This window comes from Gibbsiella quercinecans (assembly GCF_002291425.1).
Taxonomy (GTDB): Bacteria; Pseudomonadota; Gammaproteobacteria; order Enterobacterales; family Enterobacteriaceae; genus Gibbsiella; species Gibbsiella quercinecans.
The window spans coordinates 3,416,283-3,438,494 of the sequence record NZ_CP014136.1 but is presented as its reverse complement, the minus strand read 5'-3'; the positions used below and the strand labels follow the sequence as shown (position 1 = coordinate 3,438,494).

The following is a 22,212-nucleotide window of genomic DNA, read 5'->3' as shown; positions in this document are numbered from 1 at the left end:
TTAAAATTGCACGCCAACGCCCAGGGCCGCATTAAAGCCCGCCGCCGGAATAGACTCATGCGCCGTCTGATAACGTTTATCCGTCAGGTTGTTCAGCGCCAACGTGGTTTGGTATTGATTGTCGTCGCCAAATTGCGTGGTAACGGCGAAATTCAGCGTCGCCCAACCGGGGTAACGCACCATTTCAGAGCCGGTGCTGTCTTTCGCCTGGCTAGCCGCGCGAATAAACAGATTGGACTCGACATCAAACGCGTTCAGCGCCAGCGTATGCTTAACCCCGGCACGCCCGGTCAACATCGGTTCGCCGGAATCATAGGTTTTCATCGTCGGCGTCTCGAACTGGCGGCGCATCAGGTTACCGCTGACGTAAGGCACAAACGACCAGCCGTTATATTCCGCAGTCACTTCCATCCCGTAGGTTTTGGCTTTATTCACATTGGCGTAATACTGATATGCCGTATTGCTGGTGTTGCTGTTGCCGTTACATATTGCCTGCCCGGTGCAGGCCAGGCTGGCGATGTAGTCTTTGGCCTCGGCATAGTAAACCGCGCTATCAATCAGCCACGCATGCCCTTTATAGCGGGCGCCAACCTCATAGTTATTGGAGTGTTCGGCTTTTAAGTTCGGGTTGCCGTACGTTGTACCGCCGCCCGCTGAGGTTTCAATATACAGATTCGACAGCGTCGGGAAGACATATCCCTGAGCGAAGGACATCCGCAGTTGCAGATTGTCGAAGCCGGAATAGCGCAAACTCGTGGCCGTGACAAAGGCGTTGTCGCGCACGGAATTATCGCTGAACGCGGTATAGCTTGCGCCGCCGAAGGAATCGGTAACCTGCTTATCGCCGCCGATTGATTTTGATTCCATCCAGTATTGGCGTGCGCCGACAATCCAGGACCAATTATCGGCAAATGCCCATTCATTCTGCCCGAACAGCGACCAGCTGGTTTGTTGCCAACGGTTATTGGCATAGGTCTCGGTGGTCTTATTGGCCGCAGACGGGAAGCCGGTGGTGGTAGAAGTCACCACATTGCCCCAGGCGTTTTGTTTCACCCGATCCTGCTGATACTGCGCGCCTAGGATCAACGCATCACGCTCAAATAAAGCCCAATCGCTCTGCAGGGTAAGGCCCTGGGTATTTTGCGTGTCATGGATCTGGGTTTGGTTGGCAACGTTCACCGTGCCAATCATTGGGCTCGACGGTGTGCTGACGGCAATCTCATTTTCAAATTTGCGCTCCAGCACCTGATGATAGGCATTCAGATGAACCTTTTTGAGAAAGTCGCCACCAGCATCATAGTCATAAAACAGGCCGATTTTCTCACGTTCAAGCTTCGGCAATTTAACGCTGAAGCTTTGATAGCCGGGATCGTTGAAGTAGGTTTGGGTATCCAGGCGGTAGCGATCCACCGACAAGCCAAACTGGTGCCGCCCTAACGTATAGCCCAGCCAGGCGCTCTGGCTTTGATTGCCATAGTTGGTATTCGTTAAACGGCCGTCCGGCGTTTTACGATCGCCATGATCGGCATAACTGCCGCTCAGGCGGTAGCTGAAGTTTTCTACCGTGCCATACACCGAGCCTGAACTGTTCCAGCCATTGGTGGCGCTGTCATAAACGGTTTTAATACTGCCGCCAAAAGGTTTGTCGCCCCCTTTGCGGGTAATAAAATTAATTATCCCGCCGATCGCCTGCGAGCCATATAAAACAGAGTTTGGCCCTTTTACTACCTCAATTCGCTCAATCGCCGATTCATCAATCAATAACCCTGGGCCGGAACCCATGCCCGAGCGCTGATATGTCACCTCTTGCCCATCAATTAATACCAATACCCGCGAGGCATCCTCACCGCGAATACGGATCTGTTTTCGACCGGCCAATGAATTATCGGAAACCTCAACGCCGGGAACATCACGCAGCAAGTCAGCAAGTGATTCGCTGGTAGACTTCCCCAATTCGTCGGCGCCAATAACCTGAACAGAAGCCGGGCTTTCCCATACTGATTTTTCAGAACGGCTGGTGCTCACCACCATCGTATCGCTGCTTTGCGCCGCATCCTCGGCGGTAGTCACTGGTTGAGCAAAAGAATAACCCCCTGATATCAGGAATAAACCACAAAATGAGATCGCATTTTTGCATGGCATGGCAATCAACCCCGAAGGCAAGTGAGAATCATTATCAATTGAATTGTGGTTTTACAGAAAACGGCGGGTGCGATCGAGAAATATTATCGGAAATGAAATGCACGTTGATTAAAATCAAAATGCCAAGAATTATTCTTAGTGGCATTCAAAGAAAAATATACTTACTATGAATGCCAAACTAATGTTAATAAAACTTATGTATGAGTATTATTGTTAAATTCCCATAAAAATAGACAAGCCAGGTTAATTAATCGCATCCCAGTGTTACTCTTTTTTCCCTATAACGTTTTATTTTCGTGATCGCGACACTTTTTATTTGATAAACGAGTTTTATTATCATTTAATTCCGTGAAATTGACCGACCGCAAAGGCGTTATATGGGCTCCCCGCTGATTGATTTCACCCCACACTATGCGCAAGCCGGTGCACAGCCATTTACAGATCGCCACGCCACCATGCCCTGGCGCCCCACGGCGCCCATACCGCCAGAACAGGTGCAGGCACAATGGCAATCACTGGTCAGACAGGCGGCCCCGGCGCGCAAGAGGCTGCTCTATTTGCATGTGCCGTTTTGCGCCACCCATTGCAAATTCTGCGCGTTTTATCAAAACCGCTATAAACCAGAAAGTTGCGAGCAATATACGCAATATCTGCTGCGGGAAATCGACATGGAATCCGGCAGCACACTCCACCAGTCCGCACCCATTCATGCGGTTTATTTTGGCGGCGGCACCCCTTCCGCGCTGGCGGCGAAAGACTTGTTCCGCATTATTCAAACCTTAAGAGCCCGGCTGCCGCTGGCGCCGGACTGCGAAATCACCATTGAAGGGCGCGTACTGGATTTTGATGATGAGCGCATTGACGCCTGCCTGGACGCCGGCGCCAATCGGTTTTCCATCGGCATCCAGACCTTCAATAGCCGCATTCGCAAACAGATGGGGCGAACATCCGACGGGCCGCAGGCCAGGCGTTTTATTGAAGGGCTAAGCAAGCGCGATCGCGCCGCGATCGTCTGCGATCTGTTGTTCGGCCTGCCCGGCCAAAACGCGGAAAACTGGGCGGAAGATTTAACCATCGCCCAGGGCATCGGCCTGGACGGCGTGGATCTCTACGCGTTGAACCTGTTGCCCGGCACGCCGTTGGCGAAAGCGGTCGAAAACAAACGGGTCACAATCCCCACCCCGCTCGAACGGCGCGATCTTTACCTGCAGGGCTGCCAGATGCTCGACGACGCCGGTTGGCGCCATATCAGCAATAGCCATTGGGCATGCACCACCCGCGAACGCAACCTATACAACCTGTTGATCAAACGCGGTGCGGATTGCCTGGCGATGGGCGCAGGCGGCGGCGGTTCGGTTAACGGCCGAACCTACATGGTCGAGCGCCAGTTAAGCAAGTACTACCAGGCGATTGAGCAACAACAGAAGCCGTTGATGATGATGATGCACAGCACGGCAGATAATCAGTGGCGCCATATCCTGCAGGCAGGGGTTGAAATCGGCCGCATTCCGTTGCCTGAAATTACGCCGCATGCGCAGCGGCTGGCGCCATTATTAAGCCAGTGGCACCAGGCAGGCCTGACCAAAGACGCCGGCACCTGCATACGCCTGACCGACGAAGGCCGCTTTTGGGCCAGCAATCTGCTGCAATCGCTGCAACAGCTGATCCTCCAGCTCAATCCCGAATCCCCTACTTCATTACCACAAAGGAGCACCCTACTATGACACCTTCGGATTCATCCTTATCTCTGGCCGAGTTTATGCGCACAGAGCCCGATGGCACGCTGGAAGACATTGCCGAAAAATATCAAACCTCGCTGCTGGCCGTGGTTAAACAGGTTCCGGTTCACCGGGTGGTCAGCGGGGAGCAATTTGACGCCGTGTGGGACGCCATCACCGGCTGGGGGAAAGTGACAACGCTGGTGCATAACCACGATGTGATTTTAGAGTTTTCCGGCGATCTGCCTTCCGGCTTCCACCGCCACGGCTACTTTAATCTGCGGGGTAAAAATGGCATGAGCGGCCATATCAAGGCGGAAAACTGCGCGCATATTGCCCTGATTGAGCGCAAGTTCATGGGGATGGATACCGCTTCAGTGATCTTTTTCAATAGCGAAGAAAAAGCCATGTTCAAGATCTTCCTGGGCCGCGACAGCCACCGGCAACTCCTGGCGGATCAAGTGGCGGCATTCCGGCAGTTGGCGGCAACACTACAGGGCTAAAAACTGCGCGCGCAAGCATGCCCCTGGTCAGCCGGGGGCGGCTCAGCCCAGGCAATGCAAATACAACTGGTTAAAGTTATTGAACCTGAGCTTTGCCACCAGGTTTCTCCGGTGGCCGTAAACGGTTTTTATATCGCAGCCGCACATCTCCGCTATCTGGTGCACGTTTTTCCCCATCATTAACCCTCTGAAGACATCCTTCTCTTTTACCGTCAATATCGGCCTAAACAGATCCTGGGTTTGCGCCATGCGTATTCTCCCGGCATCTTCCACCATTGCCTTAAGCAGGCTGGCGCGCACAGCACCAAGAGAAAGCGACATATCAATGCAAATATATTTTTCCTGCCAACGTTCAAGCTCGGCGGAAGAAAAACACAAGATAACAAAATGGCCATCGGGCCGTTCATACAACAGTAATTCCAGTTCCCACCGCGCCACTCTGGCATCAACAATAAACAGACATGCCGCATATTCGCTGTGCTTGCGTTTCAATAACGGATGATCAACGCCTTCATCCAACAATAGCGTAGACAATCCGTTGAATAGCATATTGTCATCAGAAACCAGATAAAAAATCACCGTTACACCTTTTCAGATGAGAATAATAAAATCAAAGATGCATTTATAATACCATTTATATGATAATGAAAAATTGTCGTGATCACATTGTTGAGGAAGTATTTACATCAGGCGCGGAGAAAAGGGGCAGAGAAAAGGAACAAAGAATAGGATAACGCAGGCATTGTGAGGAAAAGATTCACAGGGGATAGTATCGGCTACCCCCTACTGGCGCATTAGAAAGTCAGGCCGGCGCCGGCGTAAACCCCGTCGAACAAGGTATGGCCAGGGCGGCCATCTTTACCGTCAACGCCCGCATAGCGGTAACCCACTTTCACCGTCAGCGGGGTGAATGGCGCCCAGCTGACCCCACCGTTGGCTTCGGCGTAATTTTTAACGCTGTTGCCCAATCCTTGCGGCGCAGAATAACCTTCGCCGTAAATGGCGATGCTGTCGGTTACGTTGTAGGTAACGCCACCGCCGATCGGGAATACCATCCCGTTATCGCCCTTTTTCGGGCCGATGTAGAGCGCTTTGGCGCCCGCGTTCAGCATCAGCGGCCCCAGCGCCAGGTTATAACCGGCGCCAACGCCGCCAACCTGCGCACCGTCTTTGACGTTTTTAACCCAGTTGCTCTGCAGATACAGGCCGGAGCTGCTTTTCCCCAGTTCCATATCGAGGTTGGTGTAATCTTTGCCGACTTCACTGGTAAAACCCAAAGCAAAAGCGGAACCGGATGCGGCAATCAACGCAAGTGGGGCAAATTTTGCAATTTTCATAACGTATGGCCTCAAAATAAAACATAAATAATTAAACATGCGTAATACATGTAAAAGATGATCTTTGCGGAGCGTGCGGCCGTATCCAATAATGCCCGACTCTTGTCTTCAGGGCCAAAGTTCCGTAACCCCATACCTATATTGTGTAATAGACGGAGACATAAAAAATCACTATGTGACGACCACACCTCATAACTTAGAGGCATATTAACAACAAAACAAACCAGCGCCAAACCGATAATGGGTATTGTTTATCCGTTATTTATGTTAACCAACGCTAATATATCTTCTATTTTTTATCGGGGGGAAAGCGCTCAAAAGAGAAAAAAGAGGGAATGTGACGTTGCCGTGTAATGGAAATCCACGGCAGGTAGCCGGAATATTCATCTTCCTGCTACCTGCCGTATTTTAGCCAGCGATAAAAGATACGCCCATCAAAATCATCATCTTCAACCCGGCTTTATTCCGGGTTTGCGCTATCCACCTTCTCAGGATGCATGCAACTGTATATCACCGGCAGCACCAGCAGCGTCAGCACAGTGGCAAAGCCAAGGCCGAACATAATGACCACCGCCATGCTCTGGAAGAAGACGTCCAGCAGCAGCGGCGCCAGCCCCAGCACGGTGGTAAAGGCCGTCAACAGGATCGGCCGCAGGCGCGAGGTAGCCGCGTCGATAATCGCCGCCGTCTGGGGTTTTTCCCGTTTTTGCTGGTTGATCTCTTCCACTAGCACGATGCCGTTACGGATGAGCATCCCGCTCAGGCTTAGCAGCCCGATCAACGCCATGAAGCCAAAGGGGATGCCGGTCAACAGGAAGCCCAGAGTCACCCCGATCATCGCCAGCGGTACGGTCAGCCAGATGGCCACGGCATTTTTCAGCGAGCTGAACATCAACACGGTAATGATAAACATCACCAGGAAGCCCAGCGGCAATGTGGTGAACAGCCCCGATTGCGCTTCGCTGGAGCTTTCCGCGTCGCCGCCCCATTCGATGCTGTAGCCGAAAGGCAACGCCAGCGCCGCCACTTTTGGCTTGATGCGCGCCAGCAGATCGCCGGACGTTTCGCCGCTCAGCGGGCTGGGATCGGTTTGTACCGTCAGCACCCGGATGCGGTCGCGCCGCATGATCAGCGGCTCTTCCCACTCGGTGGTAAAGGCGCTCACCACGTTGTTTAACGGGATAAACTGCTGCTGCGACTGGCTCCAGACCATGATATTGGCCATATGGTCGGCATCAAGCCGTTCGTTGGCCGGCGGGCGCATCACGATCGGCAGCAAACGCGAGCCGTCACGGTAGATCCCCACCACGCCGCCTTCGAAATTCATCCGCAACGCGCTGTCCACCTCACGCTTATCCACCCCCAGTTCACGCCCCAGGTAAGTGGAAAACTGCGGGCGGATGACCTTGCTGCGCTCTTGCCAATCGTTGCGGCTGCCATCGGCCCCACCGTCGGCCATGATGATGTCATCGATTTGGCTGGCGATGTGCCGCAGCACGTCCGGATCCGAGCCTCTGATCCGCGCCTCGATGGCGCTGTCGTTGGAAGGCCCGAACATGATGCGTTTAATGCGCTCGTTCACGTCCGGATGGTTGGCGTGGATGTAATTCTGGATCTGCTGCGCAATGCCGCCGATGCGGCGCTGATCGTCCACCCGGACCATGATTTGCGCATAGTTGGTGTACTGGCGCTGCGAATTGTAGGTCAGCATAAAACGCATGCTCCCCTGGCCGATGGTGGTCACGGTGGTATCCACTCCGGGTTGCTGGCTGACGTTCTGCTCGATGTTTTTCGTCACCGCCGCGGTGTAGTTGATATCCGTGCCATAGGGCAGCCACAGATCGACAAAGAAAATCGGCGTATTGGCAGACGGGAAGAAGTTCTGCCGCACGTGACCAAAACCATAAATTGAAGCGCCCAGCAACCCAGCCAACACCACCAGCGTCACCGCCCGTTGGCGCAGCAGCCCGCTCAAGATCCCGCGGTAAATGCGGAACACCCGGCCGCTGTACGGCGATGCCGGCTCGCCGCCGGTCTGCGCTTTCAGGCTAAGATCCACCTTGCCGAACGCCCACTTGATAAATACCGGCGTCAGCGTCAGCGCCGTCAACCAACTCAGCATCAGGGAAATCAACAGCACCTGGAACAGCGATTTACAATATTCCCCAGTGGAATCCTGCGATAAACCAATCGGCGCAAACGCCAGCACCGCAATCACCGTCGCCGCCAGCAGGGGCAAGGCCGAGCGCCTGATGATATACCGCACGGCGTCGAGCGGCCGTTTACCACGCTGTTGCTCAACCAGGGCGCCCTCCACCACCACGATGGCGTTATCCACCAGCATGCTCAGTGCGATAACCAGCGCCCCCAGAGAAATGCGCTGCAGTTCGATCCCCAGCAGATACATGATTAACAGCGTACCGAGCACATTGATGGCAAGCGAGGCGGCAATAATCACCCCGCTGCGCATCCCCATGAAAATCAGCAGAGTGCCGATGACAATCACCAGCGCCATCAGGAAGTTAAGGATAAAACCGTTCACCGAATGCTTAACTTCGGCCGCCTGATCGTAAAACACCTTCAGTTGAATGCCCGCCGGCTTCTCCGCCTCCATACGTTTGAGCTGGGCTTCGATGGCATTGCCCACCGTGATGACATTCACGTTAGGCACAAACGAAATACCCATGGTCAGCGCATTGTGGCCATTGGCATGGTAGATATTGGTCGGTTTGTCATTCAGGCTGCGCGACAGCGTGCCGATATCACGCAGGTAAACGCTGTGCGTGCTGCCGGGTGGGCTGATCAGCAAGTTGCCCAGTTCCTCGATGCTTTGGAATTCGCCGGTGGGGTGCAGCCGAATAGATTCGCTGCCAACCGTAATGCTGCCCGCATCGGAAACGATATTCTGGCGGCTCAGGATATCCGCCAGCCGCTGCAGGGTGATGCCGTATACGCTCATTTTGGCGCGTGAGATCTCAAGGTGGATTTCCTCCGGGATCACGCCGCCGATCGCCACTTTGCCGACGCCGGGCAGCAAGACTAGATCGCGCCGCAGCTGTTCTGCATAGTTACGCAGTTCCTGGTTGTCGTAGTTGTCGCCGTAAATCGCAAAGAAAAAGCCGTACACATCGCCGAAATCATCATTCACAAAGGGGGCGGCGACCCCAGGCGGGAATTGCAAGGCGGCATCGCCGACGCGGCGGCGCAGTTCGTCCCAAATCTGCGGCAGCTCGGCGGCGCCGTATTGCGAACGGATATTGACGGTGATCTGCGACAGGCCAACGCTGGAAATAGAACTGACGTTATCCAGGTAAGGCAGGCGCTGGAGCGCGTTCTCCAGCGGCAGCGTCACTTCCTCTTCCACCTGCTGCGTGGAGGCGCCGGGGTATTGCGTGATCACCACCGCCGTTTTCACCGTGAACGCCGGATCTTCAAGGCGGCCAATATTAAAAAAAGCGATGATGCCGCCCACGCCCAGCAGCAAAATCATCAGCCAGGCACGGGTGCGATTATTAATGATGCCGTCAATCATGCCCATCATCACAGACCCCTTTCCCGCGTCCAGATGCGCACCGGCTGCTGCGCGCGCAACTCCCCGACGCCGGCGGAGACAATCCGATCGCCGGGCTGTAAGCCGGCGGTGATTTCAATGCCCTGCGAGGTTATCTGGCCAACCTTGACCACGCGGTCCTCCACCCGCAAGGCGCCGTTCTCCTCTTTAATCACCCAGACGTGCGCCTGGTTCAGTTGGCTTTTATCCGGGTTGAACACGGCTTCGACCGGCACCACCATGGCGCTGGCCTGCGCAGCGGTCGGTAAATTGCCCAGATTAATGGAAACGGTGCCGCTCATGCCGCCGACCACCGGCAAATCCGCCGGGCGCGGCATGGTCAAGGTGATCTGGTAGGTCAAGGTGCCGGAATCGGTATTGGTGGCATGCTCTTTATAGCTGGCGATAAACTCGCGATCCGGCAGATTATTGATGCGCACCCGCGGGCGATAATTGACGTTGCGCACGTCCAGGCTGGTAAACAGGCTTTCCGGCACATTGAACACCACGTCCAGCGATTGCAGGCTGCTCAAAGTGGCGATCGCCTGCCCGGCGGCAACCACCTGGTGGTTGCGCACGTTGAGTCTGGCGATCACGCCGTCAAACGGCGCGCGCAGCGTCAGGTATTGCAGCTCTTCCTGGGCTATTTTCAGCGCCGCGGAAGCTGAATCCCGATTGGCCCGTTGCACGTCCAGCTCGGCGCGGGAAACCACATGCCGCTGCGCCAAGGTGGAAAAACGTTCGAATTGACGCTGCGCCAGGTTAAACGCACTCTGGCGTTCTTTTACCCGCAGGCTGGCATCGCTCGCATTGAGCTGCGCCAGGATATCCCCAGCCTTGACCTTGGCCCCTTCACGTATATTCAACTGTTGTAATTGGCCGGCGCGCTTGAAAGACAGCGTGGTATCATCCCCGGCCAACACGCGGGCCGGAAAAACGCGGCTATCAAGGCGGTGCGTTTCATCGACGGTAAATACTTTTACCTGGCGTGGAGGGGAATTCACTTCCGGTTCGGAACGATCGCAGCCCGCCAGCAGCAGGGCGGAAAAAATGACAAGCAGAAAATGGATTTTCAACACTTCACCTCATTACGTACAGTACGGGGTATAGTTTTTTTGGCCCCAAAGCGCAAACGCTCGCCTTTTTCCTGTTAGAGCAGGCAAGAAGCCACCTGAAAATGAATGGCAAAGAGCAATATTCCCTATATTCAGCAGTGCTAACCTATATTGCTGCTTACCGCTGCCAGATTGAAGACAAACGGTTGACCCACGCAAATTCAGCGCGCAACAGGGTATGTATTCATTATTAACACACCATCTTTAACTATTGCGCGCCCGTAGGGAAATCGCCACATTTTGCGTTCAAAAAATTATAACTAACTGTTTTGAAAGACTATAAATTTGATTATAAGCTAAAAAACATCTGAATGTGGTATTTAATATATTATGGTTTAAGCTTGATTTATATTTTGATTTAGAAAAACCGTAAAATGCCTATTTATCGGATAAAAAAACTAATAAGAAAGTTATTCAAAATTCCCATACCGTTTTTTAACATTTTTTATATGAAAATTAAGGTTGTCCCCATGATGTCTAACCGGATTAACCGGAACAAACAGGAGTCAGACGTATGAGTGATATAAAGCCACCTGTCGTGGATCCTATTTCACCCCAGGAAGAATGGTATCAGCGCAGTGTTGAAGAAAGCCTGTCTGCACTCAACACCACACCCAGTGGCCTGAGTGCCGCTGAAGCACAGCAACGTTTAACGCAATATGGGGCGAATGTCTTACCGCAGGCACAATCCAAATCATTATTTATTAAATTTATTGCGCATTTTAAAGATGTGCTGATCTATATCCTGCTGGCGGCCGCGGTTGTCACCGCCATTATGGGCCACTGGGTCGATACGCTGGTGATCCTCGGCGTTGCGGTGATTAACGCACTCATCGGCTTTATCCAGGAAAACAACGCGGAAAAATCGCTGAAAAGCATTCAGAATATGTTGTCCAACGAGGCGCAGGTATCGCGCGATGGACAGCATATGACCCTCGGCACCGAACAGCTGGTTCCCGGCGATATTGTCCTGCTGCGCCCTGGCGATCGTATTCCCGCCGATCTACGCCTGATCGAAGTGCATAATTTGCGGGTGGAAGAAGCCATCCTGACCGGGGAATCCACCGTCGTATCAAAGAAAATCGATCGGCTCGAAGGCGAAAAATCACTGGGCGATCGTAAAAACCTGGCGTTCTCCGGCACCACCATCAGCTCCGGTACCGCCGTTGGGGTGGTGATCGCCACCGGCGGCAATACGGAACTTGGGCATATCAACGAAATGATCTCCTCGATTGAGGAGAACAAAACCCCGCTGCTGGTGCAGATCGATAAGCTGGGCAAGGCGATTTTCGTCATCATCCTGTTCATGATGGCCGGCCTGTTGATTTTTGGCTATATGCTGCGCGACATGCCGTTGCCGGAGCTGCTGCTGGCCGTGATCAGCCTGGCCGTAGCCGCCGTGCCGGAAGGCTTGCCGGCAATCATCTCGATTATTCTTTCGCTCGGCGTACAGGCCATGGCCCGTTCGCGCGCCATCATTCGCAAACTGCCGACGGTTGAAACCCTGGGCGCCATGTCGGTGATCTGCTCGGATAAAACCGGCACGCTGACCATGAATGAAATGACGGTGAAAGCGGTGATCCTGGCAGATAAAACCTGGCGGGTGGAAGGCAACAGCTACGAGCCGCAGGGCGATTTCTATATCGATGGCGAAACCACCGCAACCGCCCCAGACAGCTCGACGCTGTTGAGCCAGTTCCTGCGCGCCGTGGATTTGTGTAACGAAAGCCAGCTGCGGCAGGATAAACAAGGGCTGTGGTCCATCACCGGCGGCCCAACCGAAGGGGCGCTGAAGGTACTGGCGGCGAAAGCCAGGCTGCCGGCCACCCAGAATGAAATCACCACCAAGATCCCCTTTGATTCGCTGTACAAATATATGGCGATCGCCTGTAAGGTCGACAACCAACCGCAAATTCTGTTGACCGGCGCGCCGGACGTCCTGCTGAACCTGTGCCAATTCCAGCAAACGGCGTCTGGCGCCGAACCGCTGGATAAAACCTACTGGGAAAACGCCATTGCACGCTACGCACGCGAAGGCCTGCGTATGGTGGCCGCCGCCTGGAAAGCGCCGCAGGAGGTGATCGACAAACTCGATCACCCGATGCTGCACGACGGCATGATCCTGATCGGCATCGCCGGCATGATGGATCCGCCGCGCCCGGAAGCCATCACCGCGATCGACGAATGCCAACAGGCCGGCATCCGCGTGAAGATGATCACCGGCGATCACCAAGAGACGGCGATGGCGATCGGCAAAATGCTGGGGATTGGCAACAGCGCGGATTCCGTTACCGGCTATCAGCTTGAGCACATGGACGATGAAGAACTTAAAGGCGTCGCCCAGAAATACGACATCTTTGCCCGCACCAGCCCGGAACATAAACTGCGCCTGGTGAAGGCACTGCAGAAAACCGGTGAAATCGTCGGCATGACCGGCGACGGGGTGAACGATGCGCCGGCGCTGAAGCAATCCAACGTGGGCATCGCCATGGGGATTAAAGGCACCGAGGTAACCAAAGAATCCGCTGATATGATCCTGGCGGACGATAACTTCGCCACCATCGCCAATGCCGTCAAAGAAGGCCGCCGGGTTTACGATAACCTGAAAAAAACCATCCTGTTCATCATGCCCACCAACCTGGCGCAGGGGTTGTTGATCATCATCGCCATCCTGATGGGCAACCTGTTGCCGCTGACGCCGGTGCAAATTCTGTGGATGAACATGGCGACCTCCGCCACCCTCTCCTTCGGCCTGGCGTTTGAAGCGGCGGAAAGAAACGCCATGCGGCGCCCGCCGCGCAATGTTAAAAGCCATGTGATGGACGGCTACGCAATTTGGCGCGTGGTGTTTGTCGGGCTGCTGATCTCAATCAGCACCTTTATTCTGGAAGCCTGGCTGCAGCCGCGCGGTTACAGCCCGGAATTTATCCGCACCGTGCTGCTGCAAACGCTGGTCACAGCCCAGTGGGTGTATATGATCAACTGCCGTGATTCCGAGCACTTCTCACTCAACCGAGGCCTGTTGCAGAACAAAGGGATTTGGATCGTCACCGCCGCGTTGGTCGCGCTGCAAGCGCTGATTATCTACGTACCGCTGATGAACACGCTGTTCGGTACCCAACCGCTGCCGTTCCGTTACTGGCTGATTGCGTTAGGCATCGGCGTCGCGCTGTTTATCATTGTCGAAATTGAAAAACGCCTGACCCGCCGCTGGCGCAAGGCGTAACCGCAGCCGATAAAGGCGGCGCCTGCACACGGGCGCCGCCCCTTTCCCGCTTAAGATCAACGGCAGTAAATACGGAACAGGCGCGCCAGATGCGCCCCCACCGGCGTCAGCGTCGTGTCCTTACGCTGCACCAGGTAAAACGTCGCCATCGGCAGGCTTTCCGCCAAATCCAACGCCACCAGATGGCGCCCCATGATCGGATCCGAAATCACATCCACCGACAGGATGCTGACGAAATCGCTCTGCGCCACCAGACTGGTGCAACTCATGAAGGTTTCACAGGTCACGCTGACCGCAGGCAGTATTCCCATATTGCCGAACAGTTCATGTAACAGCCGGTAGTAGCTGCCCTGCGGCGTCGGCATGGTCCAGTCGCAATGTTGCAATTCTTGCAGCGTTGTCGCCCCTTCCAGCGGGTGCCCCTTGCGTACCACCACCTTGTACTCTTTATCCATCAGCCGTTCATAGCTCAATTCATTATCCTGGCCGCAGGGATAATAGGTATTGACGGTAAAATCCAGCTCCCCCTGGCGCAGCGCCGGGATCATCGAAACCAACTGCCCCTCGACGATACGCACCTTCACGTTGGGATACTCGCGGTGAAATTGCGTGATCACCTGCGGCATCACCGTGCGCGCAATGCTGCCGCCGATGCCGATGTTCACCGTGCCGCCGGCAAGCCCCAACCGCTGTTGAATATCCTCCTGCGCCACGCGCAGCTCTTCCAGAATCAGGCTGGCGTGCTGGAAAAAGTTATCCCCGCAGTCCGTCAACACCACCCCCTCGCGGCGGCGGATAAACAGCCTGGCGCCCAAAAACGCTTCCAGTTCCTGAATCGATTTGGTCAGCGCCGGTTGGGAAATATGGCAAATGCGGCTGGCGGCACGAATGCTGCCGTGGCGGCTAACGGCCACAAAGGCGCGCAGCTGATGCAGTTTTATTGCGGCGGGCATAGGCAATGGTGATAACCGTTGTTTATCAATAACAAGATATTGGCATCTTATTTATCCGGTTTCCATTGTGTACATTCGAGAAAAAGAATAATAAATAACCATCCGTTATTTTACACATTTATCAAAATTTTCCGCTTTTTCCACGGAAATAAGCAACATTTAACGCTTTTTCTCATGCAATTTATCAGAGCTTCAATGCTGCCTGCCTTTTGCGCAGGCGCGATAACTACGGAAAATCACGATGGATACACTCTCAACGTTAATCGCCGAACTTTCGCCCCAGCTCCAGGCCTGGCGCCGTGACTTCCACCGCTATGCGGAATCCGGCTGGTTTGAATTCCGCACCGCCACGCTGGTGGCGGAACAGTTGGATCGCTTAGGTTACCGGCTACAGCTTGGCCGCGAAGTCATCAAAGCCGATGCGCGCATGGGCTTGCCTTCGGCCGAAGCACTGCTGGCGCAAGAGCAACGCGCGCGCGAACAGGGCGCGCTGGAGAAATGGCTGCCGTACTTTTCCGGCGGCTTCGCCGGCATTGTCGCCACGCTGGAAACCGGCCGCCCCGGCCCGACTATTGCCTACCGCGTCGACATGGATGCCCTCGATCTGGACGAACTGCTGCAACCGGCGCACCTGCCGTTCCGCGAAGGTTTCGCCTCTTGCAACAGCGGCATGATGCATGCCTGCGGGCATGACGGCCACACCGCCATCGGCCTGGGGCTGGCGCACGTCTTCAAACGCCTGGAGGCGCAGCTCAGCGGCACCATCAAACTGATTTTCCAGCCGGCGGAAGAAGGCACGCGCGGCGCGAAATCCATGGTGGAAGCCGGGGTAGTGGACGACGTCGATTTCTTTACTGCCACCCATATCGGCACCGGCGTGCCCGCCGGTGAACTGGTGTGCGGCAGCGACAGCTTTATGGCCACCAGCAAGCTGGACGTCACCTTTCGCGGCACGGCCGCCCATGCCGGCGCCAAGCCGGAAGACGGCCGCAACGCACTGCTGGCGGCGGCGCAGGCCACCCTGGGGCTTTATGCCATCCCGCGCCACAGCGAAGGCGCTTCGCGCATCAACGTAGGGGTGCTGCAGGCCGGCAGCGGGCGAAATGTGATTGCCGATCGAGCGTTAATGAAGGTGGAAACCCGCGGCGCCACCAATGAAATCAACGAGTTTGTCTATCAACAGGCGCTGAACGTGATTCAGGGCGCCGCCCAGATGCACGGCGTCACCTGCGATATCGCCCTGATGGGGGCCGCGCAAAGCAGCAAACCAACGCAACCGTGGGTGGAATATATCCAGCGCCAGGCCCAGGGCATCAGCGAACTGCGCTCGGTGGTGCAACGCCGTGAACAGGCGGCCGGTTCGGAAGATGCCACCTACATGATGGAGCGGGTGAAAGCGCACGGCGGCCAGGCGTCATACGTGATTTTTGGCACCGAACTGAGCGCCGGCCACCACAATGAAAAGTTTGATTTCAATGAACAGGTCATGGCCGTAGCGGTGAAAACCCTGGCGACCTTGGCGCTCAACCTGCCAAGCTTTGGCGAGACACGATAAGCCCCCCCCGGCGGGGTAAACCCTCGCCGCTGTAGGTATAACCGCCCCCAGCCCAGGCGCCGGCTGGGGCGGCGGGAACAAGCACAACACAAAATAATTATAAATAAATCAAATAATAATAATTTCCCACGGCAAAAAACGGCGCAACGCCAACTATGGGATATCACAACAGGACAAACACCGAGGGTAGAATATGAATGAGGCGATTCACACAGCCGACAAAAAACCCAGCCGCATTTTTTACTGGGTTGAACGTATCGGGAATAAAATTCCCAATCCGTTTTTGTTATTCGTTTATCTGATTATTATTCTGATGCTGGCCACCGCGCTATTCTCCTGGCTCGGGGTCGTGGTGAAAAACCCGGCCAACGGCGCACAGATCCAGGTGAAAAACCTGTTGAGCGTGGAAGGGATCCAGTGGATTTTCCCCAATATCATCCACAACTTCAGCAGCTTCGCCCCGCTGGGGGCGATTCTGGCGCTGGTGATCGGCGCCGGGCTGGCGGAAAAAGTTGGGCTGTTGCAGGCGCTGATGTACAAAATGGCCTCGCACGTCAATGCCCGTTACGCCAGCTATATGGTGCTGTTTATCGCCTTTTTCAGCCATATTTCCTCAGATGCCGCACTGGTGGTCATGCCGCCGCTGGGCGCCCTGATCTTCCTGGCGGTTGGCCGCAACCCGATCGCCGGGCTGCTGGCCGCCATCGCCGGCGTCGCCTCCGGCTTTACCGCCAACCTGCTGATCGTGACCACCGATGTGCTACTTTCCGGCATTAGCACCGAAGCGGCCAAAGCGGTGGACGGCGCGCTGCACGTCAGCGTGATCGACAACTGGTACTTTATGGCCACCTCGGTGATCGTGCTGACCATCGCCGGCGCGCTGTTGACCGATAAGGTCATTGAACCCCGCCTGCCGGCCTGGGAAGGCGGCGCCGAAGACAAAATTGAAGCGCTGACCCCGCTGCAAAATCGTGGCCTGATGATGAGCGGCATTGCCGCGCTGATCTTTATTGCGGCGATCGCCGCGCTGGTGGTGCCGGAATCCGCGCCGCTGCGCGATCCGAAAACCGGCTCGATCATCCCTTCGCCGTTCATCAAAGGCATCGTGCCGATCATCATTCTGTTCTTTTTCGCCGTCGCCATTACCTATGGCGTGGTCACCAAGCAGATCCGCCGCGCAGACGACGTTCCTAATCTGTTGATCGATCCAATGAAAAATATGGCGGGCTTTATCGTGATGGTGTTTCCGCTGTCGCAGTTTGTCGCCTTTTTCAACTGGAGCAACATGGGCAAGTTCATGGCCATCGGCCTGACGGATATGCTCGAAGCCGCCGGCATGAGCGGCGCCCCGGCGTTTCTTGGCCTGATGTTCCTTTCCGCCTTCCTGTGCATGTTTATCGCCAGCGGTTCGGCAATCTGGTCGATTCTGGCGCCGATTTTCGTGCCGATGTTCATCCTGCTGGGCTTCCACCCGGCGTTCGCCCAGATGATTTTCCGCATCGCCGACTCCTCCGTCTTGCCGCTGGCGCCGATGTCGCCGTTTCTGCCGCTGTTCCTCGGCTTCTTGCAGCGCTATCGCAAGGATGCGCAGTTGGGCACTTACTACATGCTGATCATCCCCTACCCGCTGGTATTCTTCAGCGTCTGGATCCTGTTGCTGCTGGCCTGGTATGCGCTTGGCCTGCCGATTGGCCCGGGCATATACCCAAAACTGGGTTAATCTGCAATGCTCCCCGGCGCTTTACCGGGGAGAAAAGCAACTATTGCAAAAAAATGGCCCGATGACGGCTCACAATTTTGATCTGGTTAACATCTCTCAGATAATTTGTTGCATTGCTAAATCGGTTCTTCTATTTTAGCACCCCATCTATCTACGTTAAAAAAGCAGGGATTAATCATGGCTAATCGCGTGTGGGTTCTGGGTGACGCCGTCGTCGACCTGGTGCCAGGAAATTCAAACAGTTACCTAAAATGCCCCGGCGGCGCACCGGCCAACGTTGCGGTAGGCATCGCGCGTCTGGGGGGCAATAGCGCCTTTATCGGCCGCGTGGGTAACGACAGTTTCGGTTCTTTCCTGCAGCAGGTGCTGTGTGACGAAGGCGTCAACACCCAGCATATGACGCAAGACAGCGAATACCACACGTCGACCGTGGTCGTGGATCTGGATCAGCAAGGTGAGCGCTCATTCACCTTCATGGTCAGCCCCAGCGCCGATCTGTTCCTGCAACCCAGCGATTTGCCAACCTTCCAATCCAGCGAATGGCTGCATGTGTGTTCTATCGCGCTTTCTCAGGAACCCAGCCGCAGCACCACGTTTACCGCGATGGAAAACATCCGGGCCGCAGGCGGCTGGGTCAGTTTTGATCCCAACATCCGCGAAGACATCTGGAAAGACCCGGAAGAACTACGCCGGAATCTGGAACAAGCGCTGATGCTGGCCGACGTGGTAAAAATCTCGCAGGATGAGCTGAGCTTCATCAGCAAGATTGATGAATTGGAAAGCGCGGTTGACTGGATGATGGCCCACTTCCCGCTGAAGCTGTTGCTGGTGACCCTCGGCGGCAAAGGCGTTTGCATTCACGATGGCAAACAGCATCATCATTTCAACGCCATGTCGATCACCCCAGTGGATACCACCGGCGCGGGCGATGCCTTCGTGGCCGGGCTGCTGGCCGCACTGGCGGTGCTTGGCCGCCTGCCGAATGACGACGAATGGGCAGCGGTGATCGCTCAGGCCCAGGCCTGCGGCGCGTTAGCAACCACGGAAAAAGGCGCCATGACGGCGCTGCCGCGCGCCAACGAACTGATGGCCTTCCTGAAAAAACACCTGCATCAGCAAGCCTGAGCACCATATAGGCTTGCGCGGCAGGCCCGTGCGACAACGCCATTCATGTTTGTTGCGATGAATGGCGTTATGGCGAGTTCCTTTAGCGCTTATGTGTTTGGTCAATAAACAATCACATTTCGAGCTAAATTGGGCGCTTGATCACATTAGCGGGATCCTATTCGTCAACTTCGTTGCCAAGTTACACGGACATTTATTATCTTACGGCCAAGAAAAATCGGTTTAGCAATTTAGCAAACATCATAATGCGTTCATATAACGCATCAGCATGGTGAAAACCCACGCTATCTGGCTGGCATAACGGGGTTCCCCCCGTTTACCTGGCCCGGCATTTTGGTTTCGGCCGCAACCGTCTTGCGCGCGCTGCGACGCACAGACAAACCGGCGCCTGAACCGGGCTTTCAGTACGTTTCTCACGCTGACCGACTCATTTCCGCTGTGGCAAAGCCAACAGCGGCGTTTTTGTATATATAGGGGATAACATGGATATTACTGCAACCGCCAAGGCGTTGTTACCACTGCTCGGTGGTAAAGATAACATCGCTAGCGCGGCACACTGCGCAACCCGTTTGCGCCTGGTGCTGGTCGACGACAGCAAAGTAGACAAGGCGGCCATCGGTAAACTGGAAGGCGTAAAGGGCTGCTTTAGCAACGCCGGGCAAATTCAGGTGATCTTCGGCACGGGGCTGGTGAACAAAGTCCATGCGGAATTTATCAAAGCCGCCGGCGTCAGCGAATCCAGCAAATCAGAAGCCGCCAATATCGCCGCGAAAAAACTGAACCCGCTGCAACGCATCGCCCGCCTGCTTTCCAACATCTTTGTGCCGATCATCCCTGCCATTGTGGCATCCGGCCTGCTGATGGGCCTGCTCGGTATGGTGAAAACCTACGGCTGGGCCGATGCCGACAGCGCCCTGTTCATCATGCTGGATATGTTCAGCTCTGCGGCGTTCATCATCCTGCCGATCCTGATCGGTTTCACCGCCGCGCGCGAATTCGGCGGTAACCCTTATCTGGGCGCCACGCTCGGCGGCATTATGATCCACCCGGCGCTGACCAATGCCTGGGGCATCGCCAGCGGCTACCCGACCATGAATTTCTTCGGTCTGGATATCGCCATGATCGGCTATCAGGGCACAGTATTCCCGGTATTGCTGGCGGTATGGTTCATGAGCCTGCTGGAAAAACAGCTGCGTAAAGTGATCCCGAACGCGCTCGATCTGATCCTGACGCCGTTCCTGACGGTGATCATCTCCGGCTTTATCGCCATGCTGTTCATCGGCCCGGCCGGCCGCGCCCTGGGCGACGGCATCTCCTTCGTGCTTAGCAACCTGATTGCCCACGCCGGCTGGCTGGCAGGGCTGCTGTTCGGCGGTTTGTACTCCGTGATCGTCATCACCGGTATCCATCACAGCTTCCACGCGATTGAAGCCGGCCTGCTGGGCAACCCGAATATCGGCGTTAACTTCCTGCTGCCTATCTGGGCCATGGCCAATATCGCACAGGGCGGCGCTTGCCTGGCCGTGTATTTCAAAACCAAAGATGCCAAGATTAAGGCTATCGTGGTGCCTTCTGCGTTTTCCGCCATGCTTGGCGTGACCGAAGCGGCGCTGTTCGGCATCAACCTGCGCTTTGTGAAACCGTTCGTGGCCGCACTGATCGGCGGCGCGCTGGGCGGCGCCTGGGTGGTTGCCAACCACGTAGGGATGAACGCCGTCGGCCTGACCGCCGTTCCCGGCATGGCGATTGCGCAAGCCAGCTCACTGATGAACTATATTATTGGTTTGGTTATCGCTTTCGGCAGCGCCTTTATTGTTTCCCTGCTGCTGAAATACAACACGGCGGACAGTGAATAATGGAAGAATTGAGCTTGATGAAACAGGCGGCGCTGGCCCTGATGAATGGCCAGCAACGTGCCGCAAGCGATCCGCACCGCCCGGCCTGGCACCTGGCGCCAAGCGTGGGTTTGCTGAACGATCCCAACGGTTTTATCCAGCATAACGGCACCTTTCACCTGTTTTACCAGTGGAACCCCTTGGCCTGCGATCACACCCGCAAGTGCTGGGGCCACTGGCAATCGCGCGATCTGGTGCACTGGCAGCACCAGCCGGTGGCGCTGCTGCCCGGCAACTGTTATGACAGCCACGGCTGCTATTCCGGCTCCGCGGTGGCGCAAGACGGCGCCATCGTGCTGGTGTATACCGGCAACGTAAAGTTCCCGGACGGCTCCCGCACCGCCTACCAGTGCTTGGCACGGGAAGGCGAACTGGGCGAGTATGACAAACTCGGCCCGGTGTTGCCGCTGCCGGAAGGCTACAGCGGCCACGTGCGCGATCCCAAAGTCTGGCGCCACCAAGGCAGTTGGTACATGGTGCTGGGCGCACGCGATTTGCAAGATCAGGGCAAAGTGCTGCTGCTGCGCTCCGACGATCTGCGCGCCTGGCAACTGCTGGGCGAAATCGCCGGTTCGCGGCTCAACGGCCTAGGCGATTTCGGCTACATGTGGGAATGCCCAGATCTGTTCAACGTTGATGGCCAGGACGTGCTGATCTGCTGCCCGCAGGGGCTGGCGGCGCAAGAGGAATGCTACCTTAACGTTTATCAGGCCGGGTATTTTAGCGGCAGCCTGGATTATCAGGCCGCGCGTTTTGCCCATGGCGCTTTCCATGAGCTGGACGCCGGGTTTGAGTTCTACGCGCCGCAAACAACCCTGGCCGAAGACGGCCGCCGCCTGTTAATCGGTTGGATGGGCGTGCCGGAACAGGATGAAGACGACCATCCGACGGTGGGCTACGGCTGGATCCACACCATGACCTGCCCGCGCGAACTGACATGGAACAACGCGAAGCTGTACCAACGGCCGGCGCGCGAACTGCAGCAACTGCGCGGCGAACTCACCCAGTGGCAAGGCAAAGCCGGCGACGCCCCGGCGCTGGCGATCGGCAGCGCCGAGCTGCAACTGGCCCCAAGCGGCCCGTTCAGCGCCCGCTTCGGCGATGGCATGACTCTGGCCTGGGACGGCGAACGCCTGCAGCTCACGCGCGCCAACCTGCACAGCGGCAAGCCAGAGCACCGCTACTGGCGCGGCCAGGTGACGCACCTGCAGATACTGTTTGACCGTTCCAGCGTGGAAATCTTCATTAACCACGGCGAAGCGGTGATGAGTTCGCGTTACTTCCCAACGCCAGCGCCGCAGTTGGCATTGGCCGGAGATGCTACAGTCACGTTACAACACTGGCCGATGGCGTCATGCATGCTAGAATGAGTC

General features: G+C 55.8%; 14 protein-coding genes. 8 read left to right on the top strand and 6 right to left on the bottom strand.

Translation table 11 applies throughout. The features are described 5' to 3' along the window. Positions 1–2,142, bottom strand: a complete 2,142-nt coding sequence (locus ACN28Q_RS15860) for a TonB-dependent receptor plug domain-containing protein (protein ID WP_095849057.1) — start codon at positions 2,140–2,142, stop codon at positions 1–3. Between the two features lie 377 nt (positions 2,143–2,519). Between ACN28Q_RS15860 and hutW the strand changes: the two genes are divergently transcribed. Together hutW and hutX are read left to right on the top strand one after the other, a co-directional pair. Further along, positions 2,520–3,866 (top strand): heme anaerobic degradation radical SAM methyltransferase ChuW/HutW, encoded by a 1,347-nt coding sequence (hutW, locus tag ACN28Q_RS15855; protein ID WP_095847222.1) that lies wholly within the window; start codon positions 2,520–2,522, stop codon positions 3,864–3,866. After that, complete coding sequence (hutX, locus tag ACN28Q_RS15850) at positions 3,863–4,363, top strand: heme utilization cystosolic carrier protein HutX (protein WP_230469595.1); 501 nt, start codon at positions 3,863–3,865, stop codon at positions 4,361–4,363. The genes hutW and hutX overlap by 4 nt, the downstream gene beginning before the upstream one ends. Before the next feature lie 42 nt (positions 4,364–4,405). On the opposite strand, the gene ACN28Q_RS15845 is transcribed toward hutX, so the two are convergent. The 4 genes from ACN28Q_RS15845 to ACN28Q_RS15830 all read right to left on the bottom strand — a co-directional run bounded on the left by ACN28Q_RS15845 (position 4,406) and on the right by ACN28Q_RS15830 (position 10,326). Continuing rightward, positions 4,406–4,942, bottom strand: coding sequence for a helix-turn-helix transcriptional regulator (locus tag ACN28Q_RS15845; protein WP_095847221.1), 537 nt, complete (start codon positions 4,940–4,942; stop codon positions 4,406–4,408). Between the two features lie 215 nt (positions 4,943–5,157). Beyond that, positions 5,158–5,700 (bottom strand): YfaZ family outer membrane protein, encoded by a 543-nt coding sequence (locus ACN28Q_RS15840; protein ID WP_095847220.1) that lies wholly within the window; start codon positions 5,698–5,700, stop codon positions 5,158–5,160. A gap of 460 nt (positions 5,701–6,160) precedes the next feature. Beyond that, the gene (locus tag ACN28Q_RS15835; RefSeq protein ID WP_095849055.1) at positions 6,161–9,238 is read right to left on the bottom strand and encodes an efflux RND transporter permease subunit; all 3,078 of its coding nucleotides are present in this window, start codon (positions 9,236–9,238) and stop codon (positions 6,161–6,163) included. Between the two features lie 2 nt (positions 9,239–9,240). Continuing rightward, positions 9,241–10,326: an efflux RND transporter periplasmic adaptor subunit gene (locus ACN28Q_RS15830; protein WP_165907040.1), complete on the bottom strand. Its 1,086-nt coding sequence runs from the start codon at positions 10,324–10,326 to the stop codon at positions 9,241–9,243. Positions 10,327–10,879: 553 nt separating this feature from the next. Here ACN28Q_RS15830 and ACN28Q_RS15825 point away from each other — a divergent pair. Further along, positions 10,880–13,591, top strand: coding sequence for a cation-transporting P-type ATPase (locus ACN28Q_RS15825; RefSeq protein ID WP_095847218.1), 2,712 nt, complete (start codon positions 10,880–10,882; stop codon positions 13,589–13,591). 56 nt (positions 13,592–13,647) lie between these two features. Here ACN28Q_RS15825 and ACN28Q_RS15820 read toward each other — a convergent pair whose 3' ends face one another. Then, entirely contained in the window at positions 13,648–14,544 is an 897-nt protein-coding gene (locus ACN28Q_RS15820) for a LysR family transcriptional regulator (RefSeq protein WP_095847217.1), read from the bottom strand. Between the two features lie 241 nt (positions 14,545–14,785). On the opposite strand from ACN28Q_RS15820, the gene ACN28Q_RS15815 reads away from it, so the two are divergent. The 5 genes from ACN28Q_RS15815 (at position 14,786) to ACN28Q_RS15795 (ending at position 22,209) form a co-directional block, all read left to right on the top strand. Continuing rightward, on the top strand, positions 14,786–16,099 hold the full coding sequence (locus ACN28Q_RS15815) for a M20 family metallo-hydrolase (RefSeq protein WP_095847216.1): 1,314 nt from the start codon (positions 14,786–14,788) through the stop codon (positions 16,097–16,099). 193 nt (positions 16,100–16,292) lie between these two features. Then, positions 16,293–17,819, top strand: a complete 1,527-nt coding sequence (gene abgT / locus ACN28Q_RS15810; protein WP_095847215.1) for a p-aminobenzoyl-glutamate transporter — start codon at positions 16,293–16,295, stop codon at positions 17,817–17,819. A 177-nt stretch (positions 17,820–17,996) separates the two neighbouring features. Next, on the top strand, positions 17,997–18,944 hold the full coding sequence (locus ACN28Q_RS15805) for a fructokinase (RefSeq protein ID WP_095847214.1): 948 nt from the start codon (positions 17,997–17,999) through the stop codon (positions 18,942–18,944). A gap of 482 nt (positions 18,945–19,426) precedes the next feature. Then, positions 19,427–20,800, top strand: a complete 1,374-nt coding sequence (locus ACN28Q_RS15800; protein ID WP_095847213.1) for a sucrose-specific PTS transporter subunit IIBC — start codon at positions 19,427–19,429, stop codon at positions 20,798–20,800. Further along, positions 20,800–22,209, top strand: coding sequence for a sucrose-6-phosphate hydrolase (locus ACN28Q_RS15795; RefSeq protein ID WP_095847212.1), 1,410 nt, complete (start codon positions 20,800–20,802; stop codon positions 22,207–22,209). The genes ACN28Q_RS15800 and ACN28Q_RS15795 overlap by 1 nt, the downstream gene beginning before the upstream one ends. Positions 22,210–22,212: the final 3 nt, after the last annotated feature.

What these genes read in the sequence shown, in the direction of transcription:
- ACN28Q_RS15860 (WP_095849057.1), bottom strand. Translation starts at nt 2,142, where the DNA reads ATGCCATGCAAAAATGCGATCTCATTTTGTGGTTTATTCCTGATATCA.
- hutW (WP_095847222.1), top strand. Translation starts at nt 2,520, where the DNA reads ATGGGCTCCCCGCTGATTGATTTCACCCCACACTATGCGCAAGCCGGT.
- hutX (WP_230469595.1), top strand. Translation starts at nt 3,863, where the DNA reads ATGACACCTTCGGATTCATCCTTATCTCTGGCCGAGTTTATGCGCACA.
- ACN28Q_RS15840 (WP_095847220.1), bottom strand. Translation starts at nt 5,700, where the DNA reads ATGAAAATTGCAAAATTTGCCCCACTTGCGTTGATTGCCGCATCCGGT.
- ACN28Q_RS15835 (WP_095849055.1), bottom strand. Translation starts at nt 9,238, where the DNA reads ATGGGCATGATTGACGGCATCATTAATAATCGCACCCGTGCCTGGCTG.
- ACN28Q_RS15825 (WP_095847218.1), top strand. Translation starts at nt 10,880, where the DNA reads ATGAGTGATATAAAGCCACCTGTCGTGGATCCTATTTCACCCCAGGAA.
- ACN28Q_RS15820 (WP_095847217.1), bottom strand. Translation starts at nt 14,544, where the DNA reads ATGCCCGCCGCAATAAAACTGCATCAGCTGCGCGCCTTTGTGGCCGTT.
- ACN28Q_RS15815 (WP_095847216.1), top strand. Translation starts at nt 14,786, where the DNA reads ATGGATACACTCTCAACGTTAATCGCCGAACTTTCGCCCCAGCTCCAG.
- abgT (WP_095847215.1), top strand. Translation starts at nt 16,293, where the DNA reads ATGAATGAGGCGATTCACACAGCCGACAAAAAACCCAGCCGCATTTTT.
- ACN28Q_RS15805 (WP_095847214.1), top strand. Translation starts at nt 17,997, where the DNA reads ATGGCTAATCGCGTGTGGGTTCTGGGTGACGCCGTCGTCGACCTGGTG.
- ACN28Q_RS15800 (WP_095847213.1), top strand. Translation starts at nt 19,427, where the DNA reads ATGGATATTACTGCAACCGCCAAGGCGTTGTTACCACTGCTCGGTGGT.
- ACN28Q_RS15795 (WP_095847212.1), top strand. Translation starts at nt 20,800, where the DNA reads ATGGAAGAATTGAGCTTGATGAAACAGGCGGCGCTGGCCCTGATGAAT.